At 58.8% G+C, this 16,531-nt stretch carries 18 protein-coding genes and 1 pseudogene; 17 read left to right on the forward strand and 2 right to left on the reverse strand.

Features of this window, described 5'->3' with window-relative positions; genetic code table 11:
* The 15 genes and pseudogenes from EN884_RS39315 to EN884_RS03825 all read left to right on the forward strand — a co-directional run.
* Window positions 1–1,717 (forward strand): annotated as a pseudogene (locus tag EN884_RS39315) (hypothetical protein); the annotation flags it as partial.
* The gene (locus EN884_RS03760; RefSeq protein WP_063168330.1) at window positions 1,717–2,316 is read left to right on the forward strand and encodes a DUF2460 domain-containing protein; all 600 of its coding nucleotides are present in this window, start codon (window positions 1,717–1,719) and stop codon (window positions 2,314–2,316) included. The pseudogene EN884_RS39315 and the gene EN884_RS03760, both read left to right, overlap by 1 nt.
* Window positions 2,316–3,167 (forward strand): DUF2163 domain-containing protein, encoded by an 852-nt coding sequence (locus EN884_RS03765; RefSeq protein WP_082826479.1) that lies wholly within the window; start codon window positions 2,316–2,318, stop codon window positions 3,165–3,167. Before EN884_RS03760 ends, EN884_RS03765 begins: the two co-directional genes overlap by 1 nt.
* Window positions 3,167–6,463, forward strand: coding sequence for a phage tail protein (locus EN884_RS03770; RefSeq protein WP_063168328.1), 3,297 nt, complete (start codon window positions 3,167–3,169; stop codon window positions 6,461–6,463). The genes EN884_RS03765 and EN884_RS03770 overlap by 1 nt, the downstream gene beginning before the upstream one ends.
* 8 nt (window positions 6,464–6,471) lie before the next feature.
* Window positions 6,472–7,248: a hypothetical protein gene (locus EN884_RS03775; protein WP_063168327.1), complete on the forward strand. Its 777-nt coding sequence runs from the start codon at window positions 6,472–6,474 to the stop codon at window positions 7,246–7,248.
* The gene (locus EN884_RS03780; RefSeq protein WP_063168326.1) at window positions 7,249–7,899 is read left to right on the forward strand and encodes a hypothetical protein; all 651 of its coding nucleotides are present in this window, start codon (window positions 7,249–7,251) and stop codon (window positions 7,897–7,899) included.
* 26 nt (window positions 7,900–7,925) lie between these two features.
* Entirely contained in the window at window positions 7,926–8,165 is a 240-nt protein-coding gene (locus EN884_RS03785) for a hypothetical protein (RefSeq protein ID WP_063168325.1), read from the forward strand.
* Window positions 8,155–8,757, forward strand: coding sequence for a lysozyme (locus EN884_RS03790; protein WP_063168324.1), 603 nt, complete (start codon window positions 8,155–8,157; stop codon window positions 8,755–8,757). The genes EN884_RS03785 and EN884_RS03790 overlap by 11 nt, the downstream gene beginning before the upstream one ends.
* Window positions 8,757–9,182, forward strand: a complete 426-nt coding sequence (locus EN884_RS03795) for a hypothetical protein (protein ID WP_063168323.1) — start codon at window positions 8,757–8,759, stop codon at window positions 9,180–9,182. The genes EN884_RS03790 and EN884_RS03795 overlap by 1 nt, the downstream gene beginning before the upstream one ends.
* Before the next feature lie 97 nt (window positions 9,183–9,279).
* Window positions 9,280–9,462 (forward strand): hypothetical protein, encoded by a 183-nt coding sequence (locus EN884_RS03800; protein WP_127378983.1) that lies wholly within the window; start codon window positions 9,280–9,282, stop codon window positions 9,460–9,462.
* An 18-nt stretch (window positions 9,463–9,480) separates the two neighbouring features.
* A complete protein-coding gene (locus EN884_RS03805) occupies window positions 9,481–9,825 on the forward strand; it encodes a hypothetical protein (protein WP_063168321.1) in 345 nt (114 codons plus the stop codon).
* Between the two features lie 27 nt (window positions 9,826–9,852).
* Complete coding sequence (locus tag EN884_RS03810; RefSeq protein WP_127224655.1) at window positions 9,853–11,256, forward strand: hypothetical protein; 1,404 nt, start codon at window positions 9,853–9,855, stop codon at window positions 11,254–11,256.
* Entirely contained in the window at window positions 11,253–11,807 is a 555-nt protein-coding gene (locus tag EN884_RS03815; protein ID WP_063168319.1) for a hypothetical protein, read from the forward strand. The genes EN884_RS03810 and EN884_RS03815 overlap by 4 nt, the downstream gene beginning before the upstream one ends.
* Before the next feature lie 20 nt (window positions 11,808–11,827).
* The gene (locus EN884_RS03820; RefSeq protein WP_199489653.1) at window positions 11,828–12,154 is read left to right on the forward strand and encodes a DUF4406 domain-containing protein; all 327 of its coding nucleotides are present in this window, start codon (window positions 11,828–11,830) and stop codon (window positions 12,152–12,154) included.
* 143 nt (window positions 12,155–12,297) lie between these two features.
* Entirely contained in the window at window positions 12,298–12,897 is a 600-nt protein-coding gene (locus EN884_RS03825; protein ID WP_063168317.1) for an RNA ligase family protein, read from the forward strand.
* Here EN884_RS03825 and EN884_RS03830 read toward each other — a convergent pair.
* Together EN884_RS03830 and EN884_RS03835 are read right to left on the reverse strand one after the other, a co-directional pair.
* Window positions 12,888–14,369: a pilus assembly protein TadG-related protein gene (locus EN884_RS03830; RefSeq protein WP_063168316.1), complete on the reverse strand. Its 1,482-nt coding sequence runs from the start codon at window positions 14,367–14,369 to the stop codon at window positions 12,888–12,890. The two genes, EN884_RS03825 and EN884_RS03830, sit on opposite strands and share 10 nt — an antisense overlap.
* 83 nt (window positions 14,370–14,452) lie before the next feature.
* Window positions 14,453–14,677: a hypothetical protein gene (locus tag EN884_RS03835; RefSeq protein WP_063168315.1), complete on the reverse strand. Its 225-nt coding sequence runs from the start codon at window positions 14,675–14,677 to the stop codon at window positions 14,453–14,455.
* Between the two features lie 465 nt (window positions 14,678–15,142).
* Here EN884_RS03835 and mraZ point away from each other — a divergent pair, with 465 nt between their 5' ends.
* Window positions 15,143–15,601 carry a division/cell wall cluster transcriptional repressor MraZ gene (gene mraZ / locus EN884_RS03840; protein ID WP_063168314.1) on the forward strand — a complete coding sequence of 153 codons (459 nt, stop codon included), beginning with the start codon at window positions 15,143–15,145 and terminating at the stop codon, window positions 15,599–15,601.
* Window positions 15,598–16,531, forward strand: a 934-nt coding sequence (rsmH, locus tag EN884_RS03845) for a 16S rRNA (cytosine(1402)-N(4))-methyltransferase RsmH (RefSeq protein ID WP_128360475.1), incomplete at its 3' end; no start/stop codon positions are given. The genes mraZ and rsmH, both read left to right, overlap by 4 nt.

Genomic DNA, 16,531 nt, shown 5'->3' on the forward strand with positions numbered 1-16,531 from the left:
AGAGCAAAGCCTGCTGGAGACCGAAGATGGCATTCTCGAAAGCATCGCCGGCAAAAACATCAAGATTACCGATGCTATCCGTCAACGCGTTCGGGTCGGCGCCCAAGCTATAATCGCGTCCAAGAAGGAACTCGACATCCTAGAGGGCGTGAGCACCGCATTGCAGAACGCCGCCAGTGGGGACCTCATCCAGGCAAAAAGCACGGCGCGCGCGAAAGAACTCGACGAGTTGATCCAGCGCCAGACCGATCTTGAGGCTTTGACCGAACGCTTGAAACTGGCGCAAACCGATCTTGGCACGGCATTCGCCAACGGCGGCCGGAGTATGTTTGGTCAAGCTATCGAGATCGATGGTGTGTCACAATCATATGGCGCGATCGATGCCGAGCTCCAGAATCTGGTGAAGAGGTTTATTGAGGGCAGCGTCAATTCTGATGCATTCACATCCGGTCTCGCAAAGATCCGGAAACAATTGAGCAGCCTTGGTGCCAATTCCACTGCTCTCGACGGGTTCATCAAAGGCATCCAGGATGCGGTATCGTGGATCGCCCGTCTGACGGGCGCCCTTGATACCCTCAAGGCGAATCCGGTTATTAGCAAGGCCGGGCTGACTGGCACGCGCACTGTTGATCCAGCGACTGGCATCGGCGTTTCCCGCTTCAGGAATACTGCGGCCGCCGCCGATGAAGAGGATGCAACGCGATATGCGCAACATTATCTCGTGGCTGGCGCACAGATACGTGCAGACGCTACCAAAACGTCAGAGGCTCTCAATCTCGTCGGCGCGGCCGCTACGGACTCTGCCGCTCACGGAATCGACGCAATCAATACGCTGTCTGGAAGCGCACTGTCATCGATAAACCAAGTCTTTGGCATTGCCGCGGCTATCGACTCGTTGCACGACAAGACGGTGACGGTGACGATCAAGACGCTGCACGCGGACGGCGGAGTGGCCGCCCCACTCGCGCAATCCAGCCAGTTGAAAGACGCCATCAAAGCGGTTGGTGACGTGTTCGAGTCATCTCCGCTGTTCAACGAAAACTATCAGGTTCCACAAAGTGAGATCAATGCTCGCAAGGCTGCAATAGCCGCGTCGGGCGCCACGGATTTCGCCGGAAGGATAGCAGCGGGCGGGCGCCAGTCAACCAACATCGAAGATGACCGTGTCACGTATGGAGCAGTCCGTAGTTTGACAAGCGGCGATGATAGCAAAAAAATTGTCAAGGCTATTGAAAGCGGCGTCTCGGTGACGCGAGTCAGTCAAGATCTGACTACGGCGGCCGCCAACGCCGTCGGCGACTGTGTCAGAAATCTGGATCAAACGGCATCTGGCGGGTTCAGAGATCTGTCAAACCAGCAGCATATTACGATCAGCAAACTATCAGAAGTCACGGCCGCGATGAATCTCAACTCATATGCCTTGGCTGCCCTAGTCCACAACAACGACAGCGGCGCGACGGGCACGGGTAACACCATGTTCGGCGACGCGTTCGACTCGCAGTATGGCAGCTACATTTCGAGTTGGGGTATTGGCAAAATCAAAAGGCCAACGCTTCAAACCGGGCCCCAGGACTACGGCAAGCAGCCTCAGAGCATGGGTAACATCACAGTCGGTGACATCAACGTCAACGGCGTAACCGACGGCGCTGAGGCCGGCCGCCAGGCCGCCTACGAGTTTATCAGGACGGTCGACGGTGCACTGAGCGGGAGAGTCTGATGACCTATCCCACATTCCCCAAAACGGCCGGATTGGGTTTCGTCTCGTCAACCCCGGATTTCAATTCCGAGATGATCCAGATGAACGGCGGTGGCGTGCGCTCGATCGTGAGGCGGACACGCCCGCTCCGCAGGATGACCATGGCGTACAACAACAAGCTCATCGCCGAACTTCGGGCGATGTGCGAGCAGATCGAGGAGATCCGCGGCTGCGGCTATCCAGTGCTCATCCGGGACTGGCGCCATTATTCGGTGGTCGATCAGATCTTCGGCGTCGGCGATGGGACGTCTGCCGGTAAGCAACTGAAGATCGCATTCGGCGGCAGTCGGCCTTACGATTATCCGGTCAAGTTCCTCGACGAGGATGAGGCATCCATAGTCGTCAAGTCGAACGGAGCGGTCAAGGCGATCTCAACAAAGGTCGATGGCCTCATCGTCCCGACGACGCCTTGGACGAACGGGGAAACCCTCACATGGACTGGCAGTTATTACGTGGCCTGCCGGCTTGAGACGTCATCGCAGGACATCACCATAGACGGTCCGCGCGGCGCCTATGCGACGATCTCCGGCATGGCCGCCATAGAGGACATCAACGCCTGATGCCGCGCGATATCCCAACACCACTCCTGACCATGCTCGGGGGGCAAACAATCACGCCTGTATGGCTGGTGGAGGCGACGAACCGCCTCGGTGATGTCGTGCGTCTCTCGTCCTCCGGAGAAGATGTCACCACACTGAGTAGCCCGGACGAAAACTTCCTCGGCGATCCTGGCTTCAACATGACCAGCGTCACCTACACGGTGGATGGATTCCCGGCGACCGTCGACATCACGCTGCCTGTGGATGAGATCGGACCGATCTTTTCTGAACACGTCAAGCGCGGCGTTTGGCGTAAGGCGACGGTGGTCCTTTACCTGGCGGACATCGATTCTCCCGACAACCGCGAGATCATGGCGACCGGCTACATCGGCAACTCCTCGTTCTCGGACAGCATTGCTGCGACGTTGGAAATCGCCACCAAGGGTGAGCAACTTGGCGACATCATCCTCGACAAGATCCAGCCCAAGTGCAACCACGTCTTCGGTTCACCAGAGTGCGGGTTTGATCTGTCAACCCGAGAGGTCTCCGGGACCATCGTGTCCGTAACCAGCAACGGGAAATTCATCGTCGCGATCTCGAATCCCTCCTCGATCAATTTCAATTTCGGCGGCGCAATAAAGATGACCTCCGGGAACAATGCGGGGGACAGTCGCATGGTCAGAAAATGGTCAAGCGGAACCAGCCTTGTCGAACTGATCGATGGGTTCTCGCTTGATATCGAGGTCGGAGACACGCTGTTGATGCACGGCGGCTGCGCGAGAACGCGCGCCGTCTGCGCTGTGAATGGCCGCAAGAACAATTTCTCTGGCTATGATTATACGCCGGGTGAGCTTTATGGCGGGCTTGGCTGATGGCGATTCTTGGCCAGAAGGTCTATAAAGGGACCTGGTATTTTCCGCCTGAGCCCCCCCGCGTCGACAACGTCTCGACTAGGCGCACTGGCGTCGGCACACCTGGTGCTCTTGGGCGTCCGAAGGCAGCTGTCATCGGAACTGGAAGGGTCGAGGGCATCCCTGTTTATGGTCAGACGAAAGTCGTAACCACGACTTATAGGGGGGAGCGCATAGGGTCTGAATTTGAACTTACCTATCCGGAGCCAACCTCAGTCGCGACAATCGATGTCGGCTATCTACTTTGCAGGGACTACTTCGGCCGCGGCTACGACATCATTCGAATCGAGGCAAACGATGAGGTCGTGTTTGACGCAGAGAATGGCGCGATCCCGAAGATTGCTTTTCGTTTCTATAACGGGCTTCAGACCACGGTCGACCCGCTCGTCAGGACAATTGTAGGAGCTAATGCTGGCGCGCACACGGGTGATGTCCTGCTCTTCCTTCCGGACTTTCCGAGTCTGACAGCGCCAACGATCAATGTCGTCATCTCCAACGCAGCGACGGTGACTGGCGGCAACACTGAGATCGCGTGGACCGGCCAGACGCCAGAAGTCTTTCTGAATCTGGCCGCAGGTCAACAGGCCGCCTACGATCGTCAGGATCGTCTGATCTACCAGATCCTCACGGATACCGAAGTGCCCGGCCTCACGCCGGTCTACCTCGCGGTTTTGGATCTAGACACCAAGCAGGAGAGATACCGCGTACCGCTACAAGGATCAGAGGACTACGTCGGCATCACATCGGTTCACACCTGCCTGGCCATTGAAGGTGCCGGCTATGTCTTCGTCCATCACGATCATGCGCTACTGGCAAACAAGGACTGCGTGTACAACGCGGCGACGGGAGAACTCGTCGCCTCCTTTTTCGAAATTGACTTTGACGCCTCACATTATCAGGTGATGCCATTCGATGACAAATTTGTCGTTGTCGGCCGAGAAGATTTTTCTGGCACACCCGTCATGTCCGTCATCGACATAGTCACCAAGACACTCGATGTAAGCGAAACTGGGCTTCCTCTGGTACTCAATGCGCATTGTCGAGGCAGACAACAGCCCGGGACCGTCTCGTTTTTTGCTGGCAGTCATAAACAGATTTATGAGCTAACCTTCGACGGGGCAGACTGGGCCTCCACGCTTGTCTTTACCATAGCGGACCAAGACAATGTGGAAGTGCTTTGGTATGACTCGCTCACCGAATATCTGGTCGTGCAGGATGGTGATCGTATACTGTTGGTCAGTCCGACATCTGGCGCGGCCGTTGAATCGGTCGACACGGATGAGTTCTACCAAAACTCGGACTCCTTTCTGAGCGCGCTGGACCGGCTCTGGAGTCGTCCCGGGTCTGTGCTCATGTTCCGGCAGAGTCCGATCGGCATTGATGTTCTTAACATCAATGAGAAAACGATCACTCCCCTCATCGATAATGCTTCGGGCCTCTCATATGCCGATTTCCGGACTGGGATTTTCGATCAGTCGTCTCTTGCCTTCTATTTTTCCATTGGAGACGATGTCTGGACGGAATACAAAATCCCCGGGACTTTGCCTGGTCAGATCACCCTCGAAAGCCACATCACCGATCTTCTGACCTATCTCGGACCGTACACGATCGACCAGATCGAGTTCTCAGGGTTTGATGGTCTCGCTGATTGGGGTGACGTCATCAAAAATGATGGCACGAACATTCGCACCCTCCTTCGCTCCTACCAGGATCCGCTCGGCTTCGTATGGACCGACATCGGGAGCAGCATCCACTTCCGCAAGACTCCGACCGACGGATCGTTCGTAGCCAACGACACGCTGGTCGGTTCCGATCTGGTGTTCAAGGCGGATGGGTCGATCACATCGGTTGACAGAAGCGATATCACCCGCATCGCCAAGGTCTCGCTGGAATACATTTCAAAAGACGACAACTATCAATCCCGCACGGTCACCGCAGACAGCTTCAGCGCGCTGTACGAGGTCACGCGATCTACCCGGGAGGCGCAGTACCAGACGTCACTTACCTTGTCGGATCTGGATGGGGAGCGGCTCGTCAACGAGTTGCTGTGGAGCCTTCAGGCTAAGGACAGGACGCACTCGTTTTCGACCTATGCCGAGTTTGTGAAGTTCATTCCCGGAGACGTCATCCTCGTGCCATCGGGGAATGTCTCCTATACGGTCGAATTGACCAAAGTGAACATCAAGGAAAACCTCGTCATTGAGTTTGACGCGAGGGACTTCCAGACGTCGCTGTCAGCCGACGTCGCCGCAGTTACAAATACGGGCTACTCCGGCATTGTGTCGGTCAGCCTGCAGTCACAATACATCCATCTGGATATTCCGCTGTATAGCTACCAAGACGACGCCGCAGGCGCTTCGCTGGTTCAATACGGCGTCGTTGCGTCTCGCGGTCAGGTCACATGGGGTGGCGGCACGCTCTATGAAGGCAAGACAGCCGGAAATCTGTCGGTAGCCTACGATCAGGCGACACATAGGGGTTTTGTCGGGGTCTGCACCCAAGCGTTCCCCGATATGCCAAACGCGCACGCGGGTGACTTCACCAACAGTCTGATCGTTCGCAAGATATCCGGCGACGCGCCCGCGGCCGCAACTGAAGAGCAAGTTCTTCTCGGCTCCAATCTTGCATTTGTGGGCAAGGACGGACGGTGGGAGGGTGTCGGCTTTACGACTGTCATCCTCAACGATGATGGCTCCTACACCATATCGGGATTTGCCGTCAGGGGCTGGCGCGGAACCGAGGTCTATGCTGGCCTTCATCAAGTGGGTGATTATTTCGTCGTGGCAAGTCCTGCATGGGTCCAAAAAATCGCGCACCCGCTCACTGATCTCAACGTGACAGACTTCTTTAAGGCGGTTGGTTTCGACGGGTCGCCGGCCGCGGTGGTGGCGGAACAGCACACGATCACGGGAGCCGCAGAGAAGCCCTATGCGGTTATCAACGTCGATGATGAGATCGATGGCGGCGACACGGTCGTCGCCTTCGATTATCGCAGCCGGCTGTCAGCATGGGAGATGTTCAGCGCCGTTCCGGATTGCGGCGAAGCGACGCTCTCTTTCGAGGTCGACGTCATGGATGCTGACTCTCCCAATACGGCCATCCATACCTATCCGATCACCACCAACGAGTGGCGATACACAGCCGCGCAGAAAGTCACCGACTGGGGTTCGCCTCCGGCGCAAGCAAATATCCGCATCTACATGATGTCAGCTGCCGCCGGCAGAGGGCACGTCACCGAGGCGACGATCTCGCTCTGAGGTAATCAATGACAATCGAGCAGAAAATCCCCCAGGCGGTTCCGGTCGCCCAGGGGCAGGTCACCGATGGCGTAACCGCCATCAACAACCGTGACAACCGCGTTGAGTCTGCGGCCTTCGGCTTTGTCGATGTCTCGATCGACGGAACGACTGAGACGCTGACATCTGACCTTTTTTGGGAGGGTACTTTTCTGAAGCTGATTGCCGGGTCTCCCGGCCCAACCGGCGCAGTGACGCTGAATGTTCCAGCCGAGGAGCGTGGGCCATTCACGGTTTACAACAACTGCGGTCAGGACGTTACGGTCCAGATTTCAGGTCAGGCGGCCACACCGCAGACTGTCGTGAATGGCGATATCGGAAGCTTCATCTCCGACGGGATCAATGTTCGCGCCGCCGCCGGCGCCAGTGGATCTCCTCCATCTGCTCCGGCCATACCATTCTATCATCAGGTGGCTGTGAGCGATGAGACTACCGACCTCACCGCCGGAACTGCAAAACTGACTTTCCGCTGGCCGGTCGGCTTTACCCTGTCATCGGTTCGCGGCTCTCTCAACACCGGCTCCGATTCCGGAGGGCAGGTTGAAGTGGATGTGAAGCAGAGCGGGGTCACGATCTTTTCCACGCGACCGACTTTCGATGCGACAGAAAAGACGACTGTAACCGCGGCAACACCTTCCGTTCTTTCAACAACTGCAATGGTGGATGACGCCGAAGTGACGGTTGATATCGTCGGGGCCGGCGTCGGTGCCAAGGGATTGAAATTGACGTTCCGCGGGGTTCTGTAGGTGGGCGTTCTTCTCAATCCTTTTGTATTGGCGACGGGCGATGGGCCGCCGCCCACGCCAGACGTCAACGTCTGGACCCTGGATTTCATCAACGAGGTCTACACCAAGAACGGCTCTCCGGTCGTGCTGGCCGATATCATCGACAAGCCGGCGAGAGTAGGGGCGAGCGGTCTCGAAATCCTCGACAATGATGTTGCAGGCGGCGTCTTTGCCGCCGGCGATTTTCTCACTGACCTGATCACAATGAGTTGGACGAATGTGATCGAATGGGAAGAACTGGCCGGAGTCGATTACACCGAGTTGCTCTACATCTGGGAGAGCGGCAATCACCACCACTTTGGCATCGATAATACTGGTGCAGGCACGATTGACACGTATGACACGGGCTCAACCATCCGTGAAATCTTCGACACCGGCGCTTATCTGGCCGGTGTCCACAAAGTCGCTGTGACCCGTACAGATAGTCTTCTGTCGGTATCAACCGATGGAAATGCTGTAGTCACCGACGCTTCCGTTCAAAGTCTTGACCTGCAGGAAATTGCGACTTTCGGTGGACCCAATGATGGATCTTCCTACAAGGGATTTTTCATTCGGTCGATCGCGCTGATGCCGCCGGTCGCCGACGCAGCGCTGCCGGGTCTTTCGGCCTAAAGCGCAACTTCCAGAAGGAACTGCCCATGCGCCTCATCGACGATTGGCGCGCGGTGCGCAACCGCGCCTACAGCTTCCACTTTGCATGGATGGGCGCGCTGCTCGAGATACTCGGCGTCCTTGCTGACATGTGGTCCTACTTCGACGGCCTGCTACCGCTCTCGCCCAAGGCTTTTCAGTTGATGGGCATTCTGTTCGCAGTCGCCTCGGCCATCGGTCGTCTCATCCACCAACCCAAAATCTCAGGAGGCAGCAATGCCGATTAACAAGATTCGTTCGAGCGGCCGCGCCAAGTCGGCGATCGCCGCTGCACTGGCCGCTGCTCTGGCGGCTGGCGGATACTACTCGACGAACAAGACTCCGCCGGCCGTTGTTCTCGCTGTCGACTCTCTGATCATCCCTTGGGAGGGGCTGGTGCTGAAGTCGCACTGGGATCGCTTCGCCAAGAAATACGACATCTGCCACGGCGACACCCTGGTCAATGGCAAGCCTGTTACGCCAGGCATGAGCTTCACCAAGGAGCAGTGCCACGACATGTTGATGAAGCGCGTCGTCAATGACTACTACAAGCCCTTGACCCGCTGCATCGCTGGCTACACCAAACTGCCGGTGAGCCTACAGGCATCTCTGCTTTCTGGCGCCTACAACTTCGGCGTCGGCTCGAAGGAAAAGCACAAGGGTCTGTGCGGCTCCCGCGCGGCCAGCTTCGCCGAAGCCGGCGACTATAACACGGCGTGCTTGGCCATGACCGCCTTCAACAAGGCTGGCGGCGATATCGTCCAAGGGCTGGTGCGCCGCCGCGAGATGGGCGATGCCCAGCGCATCGGCGAGGCTGAACTTTGTGTGAGTGGCCTCTGATGTGGCTCGTCGTTGAAGAATTCGTCCGCAAGTGGATTCTGCCCGTCCTTGTGTTCAGCATTACGCTGCCGCTGTGGGTCTTCCTTGTGGCAGGCATCTGGCTCTACTTCGATCGGGGCTCGGCCATCCGAACGGCCGTCAACAAGGCCGTCACTGAACTCGTCGCCGGCGCTGAACTGGATGCACTCAACGCGACGCTCGTCGAAGAGCGCCGACTGCGGGTTTGGAGTGACGGCAAGGCGGAAGAGCAGCGCAAGATTGCCGATGAAGAGCGCTCGGCGCGCATCGAACTTGAGACACAACTGACGCTCACCGATGCCGAGAAAAAGGAAATGGCCGATGAACTCGCAAAAATTGAAAGCAGTCCTCCTCCTGCTGACTGTCGCGTTGATCAGCAGTTCCTTGACGGGCTGCGCAACAAATAAGTGGCTTCTCGGCCAAGCCTACAGCGACAAGGCCAAGGCGAACGTCGCCAAGGAGGCTGTAGCCGCGGCCGAGAGGGTCGTGCAGGAAGCCAGACGGATGCCTGACTACCCGGCGCTGTGCCGGCGCCAGTGGCGTAGCGGTGTGCTTCTTCAGGATCGCTTCGATACGGCGACAAAGAAAACTGACAACGCGCTCGGTGGGGCAAACGGTCAGATTGCATGGTGCGCTGCCTGGTACGATCGCAACAAACTCGCTCGTGAGCCGAAGAAGAAATCCTGAACGCCATAGGGGGCCATCATGACACTCCACGACGTTTTCGTCTCACTGGGTATTGACCCAGCGGTCCTTGCGGCCGGAACCGCCGGCGGCCTTCTCCGCGCTTTGTCGCGCAAGAAATTCAAGTTCCGGGAGATGGTTGTCTCCCCGATTTGCGGCTGTCTGGCGGCCGCCTATTTGACTGCACCAGCAGTACACATCGTTCGCGTCTGGGACTGGCCGCCATTGCCGGCCGAGCCTGATCAGACGGCAAACTACGCCATCGCGTTCCTGATTGGAGCGATGGCGATGTGGATCTCTGACATCGCAACGGACGCAGTCGTTCGGAGGGTATGGCCGCGACACGATTCCGACGAGGACTACTGAGTCTAGAAACAGAGCAGGAGGATCAGCATGGGCACACCAGCGCTGTCTGACGAAGAACGCTTGCGCCGCAAAACTGCAGTCGAGCAGGCGTTGAGGGACGGGTTTCCACCGATGGGGGTGTCGGGGAAGAAAGGGTGCGTGACAGAGGCAGCAAAAAGCCTCGGCGTCAGTCGCGGCACAGTCAATAGCTGGGTGATCGCCGAGGAAGGTCTCAAGGCAACCAAGCAGAAGAACTTTGCGCCTGATTGGTCGATCTATCAGACCCCCGCAAATCCAGAGCCAGCGAGGGCCGATCGACCGCAGGCGACTGTGGATGACAAGCTGATTGAGCACCGCCTTCGTAACCAAGTGAAGCGCCTAGAGACCGAGAACAAGGATCTCCTTGGGCGCGTATCTGGTGCCGAGGATTTCCGCTCATCGGTTCTTGGTCTGACTGATCCACTCGAGCCGGTCACCTTCCAGCGCCATGGTAAGTCTTCACGATCGCGCGAGACGGCGATCCTGTTCCTTTCAGATCTTCAATGGGGAGAGACCATCAATCTAGGCAATATGGACGGCCTGAATTCATACGACGCCGACATCGCCAGGAGTCGCCTTGAGAGAGTCTTCGTGACTGCGGTCGAACTGATGACCCGGCACTGGCCGGCCGATCAGGATCCGCCGGAGCGGATCATTCTGGTGCTGGGTGGCGATATGATCAGCGGCGAAATCCATGACGAGCTCGCCAAGTCAAATGCGCTGCTTTCCATCCCTGCTCTCAAGGACTGCGCTGCGCACATCGTTTCCGGCATCGAGCACATCCGCCAGCACATCGACTGCCCGATCGACATCATCTCGATCCCGGGCAACCATGGGCGGACGACAAGAAAGCCGGAATCGAAACTCTATGCCGAGCACTCCTATGACACGCTCGTCGCCGACTTGGTCGAATTGCATTTCAAGGAAGGCGGCAAGTATCCGGACTGGTTCCGGATGTTCAAGCCGATCTCTGGTGACGCACTGATCTGGATCTATGGCTACCGGTTCCTGATCACTCATGGCGATCGCATCGGCTCCCGCGGCGGCGCCGGCTTTGTGGGAGCGGCCGCCACCATCGCTCGCGGCTTCAAGAAGCTGGTCATGGACTATGCCGGCCGTGGCATCACGCTCGACTTCATCATGTGCGGCCACTTCCATGTGGCGCTCGAGCTCGAGGAGGGCATCTGCAATGGCTCACTGCCGGGCCCGTCTGAGTATGCCCGCGATTTTCGCTTCAAGCCCCGGCCTTGCTCGCAGACGTTCCTGACTGTGCACCCAAGGCGTGGCGTGACCCAGATACGCAGAATCGTGCCTGGCGTTCCGGAGGAGGGGTCGCTCTATGAGCCCAAGGAGCCGCCTGTCGATGGTGGCAAGCCCCGTTTCAGGATCCCGGCGATCGGTGAACGCGCATGAGCCTCATGATCGGCCTCACCGGCTCCCGCAACGTCGGCAAGAGCACCGTTGCCAACATGCTGGTTGAAAGCTTCGGCTTTCGCCGCATCCATGCGTTCGACGGCGGGAAGGCCGCCACGCTGGCCTACTTCATGCATCTCGGCGCCACGTCGACCGAAGCAAACGAGATGGTCTACGGCAGCCTTAAGGATATGCCATCCGATCTCCTGCCGGGGCGGGTTTCGCCGCGTTACTTTATGGAGAAACTAGGCAAATTCTTCGGGGTGACGCTAGGCCCAGAATGGACCCTTGGCGCGGAGGTTGCGCGGCATCAACGAAGCAACCCTGGCGCCAAACTGATCGCCGAGAGCCTGGTGTACGAAGCGGCGCATTGGAAAGCCGCCGGCGGAGTCATTGTTCGCGTCGAGCGCCCCGGGCATGTCGGCCCAGTCGGCTGCGAGAGCGATGTGTTCCAAGCGGGCATCGTCGAGGATGTAAAACTGCTGAACGACGGCGGACTCGGCAACCTTCGCCTTGCGGTTGTCGACCTTATGCGGAGGCTCGCGTCATGAGGACATATTTGGCGGGGCCTATGCGGGGTATTCCGCTTTTTAATTATCCCGCCTTCCATGCTGCGGCCGCCAAACTTCGCGCCGAAGGTCATGAGGTCTTTTCGCCAGCCGAGCGCGACACCGTTCGAGAGGGCAAAGACATCTCAATCGGTAATGCTGCCGGCTGTGAGATTCTCGCCGCCGCGGAGCACGGTTTCTCGACCCGCATTGCGCTCGCCGACGACTGTGACTGGATATGCCGGCATGCTGAAGCGATCGCTCTTCTGCCCGGCTGGCAGAATTCGCGCGGAGCCAAGGCCGAGTTGGCACTGGCAGAAGCTATTGGGCTCGAGGTGGTGCACCTATAGCGCCACACGCGAAAGCGTATAAAACTAAATCATCCGCAATCGCGTATACGCCCGCTCCGGTTCGCCGGGGCGGGCCCTTTTTGCGTTTATGGAACCGAAACACCTCTGCGCTATTGAATCGCGTTGCATCACGCGGAGTTTGCATGGCCGAGCGGCTGGCGTTCATTCCTCCCATGACCCCGAAGTTGGCCGCCATGCCGCCCTTGGGAGATGGCTGGATCCACGAGGTCAAGCTTGACGGCTACCGCGCCCAGGTCGTCATCAATGGGCCGAACGATATTCAGGTCTTCACCAAGAGCGGTGCTGACTGGTCACCTAACTTCGCAGGCATCGTCGAGGCGGCGCGCGGGCTCGAGGTCGAAAACGCGATTATCGACGGCGAGGCGGTGATCGTGAATGCCGCCGGATTGCCGGATTTCAATGCGATGCAGCGCATGGTCCGCAAAGACCCCTATGCCGCGGTCTTGGGCGCCTTCGACATCATGCACCTGAACGGCCACGACCTGCGCGATATCGGCTGCAAGGCGCGCCGGGAGATGCTGTTCAGCATCATCAAGCCGAACAGCCGCATCCAATTCAGCGAGGCGCTGCCCGGCGACGCCAAGTCCATCTTCTATCTCGTCGAACAGGCTGGCTTAGAGGGAGTGGTGTCGAAGCGTATCGATAGCCGATACCACGGCGGCCCGAGCTCGAACTGGGTGAAGGCGAAATGCTGGAAGCGCCGACCTCGCCCTCAACGATAGAGTTGCACCTCGTTGCGAACGAACTTGTCCAGCGTGCCTTGGCCGCCGGTGGAGATGTCGACCAATTCCATCATGACCGAGGCATCGGATGCAGCCGACTGGACCGGTTCCGTCAGAAAGAAACTGCCGAAGGCTTCGACCGGAACGCCAGTGCTGTGACCGGATAAATCATTTCCTTCGGCCTCAAGCGCGTTGCAGTTGAGAATTGCGCCATAGAGCAAACGACGGTCGATCGAAGTGATTACCGCTTGGCAACTGTTAGGGGGAGATCCAATCTCATTGCCCGTGGACGGATGGCCGACCAATCCAGCCGACTGTTCGTATTTGTAGACCTCGTAGCGCGTCGGCTTGGTGCCGGCCCATCCTGTGGGTTGTGGGATTCCCCCGAAATTGGTGCTCCAATAAGTGTCCAGTGGCCAGTTTCCGTCGCCCATGCGGCCGCCCATGTATGGGGTGGATTGGTCTCTCGGTAGCCCCATATTGCCAGCCATGCCGAACGTTAGCTGGTTCATGGTGGGGCACTGGCCGGCGCCGCCGGAAGTCTTCTTGGCGCCCTTCCTGACATTGGCTGCGGGGCCGTAGTCGGGGTTGTTGAAGCCGCCGCCTGTGGCTCTGATGCCGAACCGGACGTTGAAAGCATCTTGGACAGGACCCGCGTTTTGACCCGTCTTGGTATCGACACCCTTTCGCCCATAGCAACCCTTCGGCTTAGATGTAGCTATGGTCTCGGCGAGAGCCTGAGCGCCGTTTCCAACCCCTTGTGGAGGCTCAAGGAAACCGAAATTGCCGGGGCCGGCCGCAGCGCCGTTGCCGACCTTGCGGACTTCGATCTGCCGGCGGCGCAGGTTCGGATCAGCCGCGGCCTCTTGAAGGGTGTGGTCCGGGTCACCTTCATATGGGTTGCAGATGAAAATCGGGGTGAAATCACAGACGGCTGTCAAGAATCCCGCCACAGCCTGCGGTCTGATGTCGAAGGTGTTGTTGCTGCTTGCTGGAAAGATCGCTTCGAAGGCCCCCGCACCATCCGCCAAGCCGGACGGGTTCACCGTTACCTCGGCGAATACAGCTGATTTGGAGTCGGGTGCCGCCCAGTTAACGCCGTTGGCATCGACGCCGTCAGCGCCCAAAGCGATGTTGTCGCTTGCGGGTATCCCGGACAGGTAGGTCACGGTCACGTCCGCAAGCGCAAGCTTGTGGTTACTGCCCAGCTTCGAAAACTTGGTCGTGTTGCTGAGGAGCGTGGCTTTCGCCCGGTTAGCTCGGTCGATTGAATCCGCTCTGCCATCCAGTTCCGCAGCGGTCGCAAGCGCGAGCGCATCGACACCCTTCTGTAGTTCCTGGTGGAGCGAGTTTGCCCGGCTCATGTCGATCGCCAGAAGGGCAAGGCCGATGAGCGCAGGCAGCATGATAGCCACGAGGATCATCGCGACGCCGCGTTGGTCATCCAAGAATTCACGCAGAAAACGAAACATTGCAGCTTCCCCCTTGCCCAGGCCGCAGATATTTCCTCGTTTTATTAGATTATGCTAAATAATTTGCATGAGCAAGATGGCGGTTAATTGGCGCCAAGGACGTCCTTAATGGCGGCTTTTGTCTCCTCGTCTTGGATCTGCGCCCGTACCTGTCTGGCCTCGGAAAACATCCAAATCTCTTTTGCTGCCAGGTAGGCGGTCGAAATGATGACGCAAATGGCGGCCGCATTGATCAGCTTGTGGTTCATGGTATTTCCTCCCCAGATGGGGTGAATCTTGCGCGTTTTGGTCGCCGCTTGCAAATCCATGTTTCACCTCTCATCGGCGTGTGCATTTCAAGGTCAAGCCGCGCAAGCTCGCGAATGATCCTGCCGAATTGGAGGTCTCGAATGAGCCCTTCGTTTCCAACATCCATGCAATTCATGCGGTAACGGCTCTCAACAAAATCAACCCTTTAACGATAACGCTTCGTTAGGCTTAATAGACCATAAAGACGAGACGTGTCGTCACGGCTGCTCTCTTTGGTCGGGGCGCGCGTGTTTGTGAAGCCTATTCCCGTTGACGCCCATAGTGCCCCATGATATCCCATCCAGACATCAAAGCCTTCGTTCCGTGTCAGGGTAAAGCGTACGCCAATCGGGCAGCCGCGGCGGCTGCGCGTTTGCTGGTTTTTGCCTGTGCGGACGAGGCTGATACGGGGCAGGGAACGCGCTGCGGCGGCGCGTGCGACAAGATGCAGAGGGGTGCGGCGGCGCAAGCGGCTGTAGCGTTTAATGGACCGGTTTCTGTCAAACACGGTGAGCAGGATCGATGCGAAGGGGCGGGTGTCCGTTCCCGGGCATTTCCGTGCCGTCGTGCAGAAGCGCGGCTATTCGGAACTCTATGCGCTGCGCTGCCTGGACCTGCCGGCGATGGATGTCGGCGGGCTCGACCTGCTCGACCGCTACGAGCAGCGCATAGCGCTCGAGGATCCCTTCCTGCAGACGGCGGACGATATGTCGTTCTTCTGCCATGGCGACGGAACCTTCTTGAAACTCGACCAGGACGGCCGCATCACGATGAGCGATTTCCTTCGCGAACACACCGGCATCTCGGCGGAAGTGGCCTTTGTCGGGCGCGGCAATTTCTTTCAGATCTGGGAGCCGGGACGGCTTGCCGCCTATGGGGCGCAGGCGCGGGCACGGCTTTTGCAGCTTCGGCAGGGGACGAAGCCTGGGGAGCGACCGGAATGACGGCAGGCCACGGCGATGACCTTCCTCGCGCCGTAGATGGGCACGCCGTTGGCGGATCGGCCCGCCACATTCCGGTCCTCCTTGCCGAAGTGCTCGAAGCACTGGCGCCGGCGCAGGGCGACCTCATCATTGATGGCACGTTCGGCGCCGGCGGCTACACCAGGGCCATTCTGGCGACAGGCGCCTCCGTGGTGGCGATCGACCGCGATCCGGATGCCATTGCGGCCGGGCGCGATCTTGAAGTGCAGTCGGGTGGTCGGCTGCGGCTGGTGCAGGCGCCGTTCTCGACGCTGGACGAACATGTCGAGAGCGCCGACGGGATCGTGCTCGACATCGGCGTGTCCTCGATGCAGCTCGACCAGGCGGAGCGCGGGTTTTCGTTCCGCGCCGACGGGCCGCTCGACATGCGCATGGCGCAATCGGGCCTCAGCGCCGCCGACGTCGTCAATTCCTTCAAGCCGGGCGATCTTGCCCGCATCTTCGGCTTCCTCGGCGAGGAGCGCCATGCCGGACGCATTGCCCGCATGATCGAGGCGCGCCGCGAAAAGCGCCCGTTCGAGCGCACGTTGGAACTCGCCGACGCCATCGAGACGCATATCGGCCGGGCGCCGAAGGACAAGATCCATCCGGCGACGCGCGTCTTCCAGGCGCTGCGCATTTTTGTCAATGACGAGCTTGGCGAACTGGCCAAGGCCCTGTTTGCGGCCGAACGCGCTCTGAAGCCGGGCGGACGGCTCGCCGTGGTCACCTTCCATTCTCTGGAAGACCGCATCGTCAAGCGTTTCATCGCAGACCGGGCCGATGTCGCGACCGGCTCGCGTCACCTGCCCGAGGCGCATGCGCGCACCGCGACGTTCCGCAAGGCGGGCGGCGGCGTGACGGCCGGCGACGCCGAGGTGGCGGCCAATCCGCGCGCCCGTTCGGCCAGGC

This window comes from Mesorhizobium sp. M7A.F.Ca.AU.001.01.1.1 (genome assembly GCF_004022735.1).
Classification (GTDB): domain Bacteria; phylum Pseudomonadota; class Alphaproteobacteria; order Rhizobiales; family Rhizobiaceae; genus Mesorhizobium; species Mesorhizobium ciceri.